At 56.3% G+C, this 1,846-nt stretch carries 1 rRNA gene; it reads left to right on the forward strand.

Features of this window, described 5'->3' with window-relative positions:
- Positions 1-1,825, forward strand: a 23S ribosomal RNA gene (locus EV284_RS32515); the annotation flags it as partial.
- Between the last annotated feature and the right edge of the window lie 21 nt (positions 1,826-1,846).

Genomic DNA, 1,846 nt, shown 5'->3' on the forward strand with positions numbered 1-1,846 from the left:
GATGGGTAGGGGAGCGTCGTGTGCCGGGTGAAGCAGCCGCGGAAGCGAGTTGTGGACGGTTCACGAGTGAGAATGCAGGCATGAGTAGCGATACAAACGTGAGAAACGTTTGCGCCGATTGACTAAGGGTTCCTGGGTCAAGCTGATCTGCCCAGGGTAAGTCGGGACCTAAGGCGAGGCCGACAGGCGTAGTCGATGGATAACCGGTTGATATTCCGGTACCCGCTGTGAAGCGTCAAACATCGAGCATCGTGATGCTAAGGCCGTGAAGCCGTTCCGGACCCTTCGGGGAAAGGAAAGTGGTGGAGCCGCCGGCCCAAGCGGTTAGTAGGTGAGTGATGGGGTGACGCAGGAAGGTAGTCCAGCCCAGGCGGTGGTTGTCCTGGGGTAAGGGTGTAGGACGCAAGGTAGGCAAATCCGCCTTGCACATAGTCTGAGACCTGATGCCGAGCCGATTGTGGTGAAGTGGATGATCCTATGCTGTCGAGAAAAGCCTCTAGCGAGTTTCATGGCGGCCCGTACCCTAAACCGACTCAGGTGGTCAGGTAGAGAATACCGAGGCGTTCGGGTGAACTATGGTTAAGGAACTCGGCAAAATGCCCCCGTAACTTCGGGAGAAGGGGGGCCATCACCGGTGATGACATTTACTGTCTGAGCTGGGGGTGGCCGCAGAGACCAGCGAGAAGCGACTGTTTACTAAAAACACAGGTCCGTGCGAAGCCGTAAGGCGATGTATACGGACTGACGCCTGCCCGGTGCTGGAACGTTAAGGGGACCGGTTAGTCACTCTTCGGGGTGGCGAAGCTGAGAACTTAAGCGCCAGTAAACGGCGGTGGTAACTATAACCATCCTAAGGTAGCGAAATTCCTTGTCGGGTAAGTTCCGACCTGCACGAATGGCGTAACGACTTCTCGACTGTCTCAACCATAGGCCCGGTGAAATTGCACTACGAGTAAAGATGCTCGTTTCGCGCAGCAGGACGGAAAGACCCCGGGACCTTTACTACAGTTTGATATTGGTGTTCGGTTCGGCTTGTGTAGGATAGCTGGGAGACTTTGAAGCATGCACGCCAGTGTGTGTGGAGTCGTCGTTGAAATACCAGTCTGGTCGTGCTGGATGTCTAACCTGGGTCCGTGATCCGGATCAGGGACAGTGTCTGATGGGTAGTTTAACTGGGGCGGTTGCCTCCTAAAGAGTAACGGAGGCGCCCAAAGGTTCCCTCAGCCTGGTTGGCAATCAGGTGTTGAGTGTAAGTGCACAAGGGAGCTTGACTGTGAGACCGACGGGTCGAGCAGGGACGAAAGTCGGGACTAGTGATCCGGCGGTGGCTTGTGGAAGCGCCGTCGCTCAACGGATAAAAGGTACCCCGGGGATAACAGGCTGATCTTCCCCAAGAGTCCATATCGACGGGATGGTTTGGCACCTCGATGTCGGCTCGTCGCATCCTGGGGCTGGAGTCGGTCCCAAGGGTTGGGCTGTTCGCCCATTAAAGCGGTACGCGAGCTGGGTTTAGAACGTCGTGAGACAGTTCGGTCCCTATCCGCTGTGCGCGTAGGAATATTGAGAAGGGCTGTCCCTAGTACGAGAGGACCGGGACGGACGAACCTCTGGTGTGCCAGTTGTCCTGCCAAGGGCATGGCTGGTTGGCTACGTTCGGGAGGGATAACCGCTGAAAGCATCTAAGCGGGAAGCCTGCTTCGAGATGAGTATTCCCACCTCCTTGAGAGGGTAAGGCTCCCAGTAGACGACTGGGTTGATAGGCCAGATATGGAAGCCTGGTAACGGGTGGAGTTGACTGGTACTAATAGGCCGAGGGCTTGTCCTCAGTTGCTCGCGTCCACTGTGT

Source organism: Streptomyces sp. BK022 (assembly GCF_004217355.1).
In the GTDB taxonomy this organism is placed as follows: domain Bacteria; phylum Actinomycetota; class Actinomycetes; order Streptomycetales; family Streptomycetaceae; genus Streptomyces; species Streptomyces griseoluteus.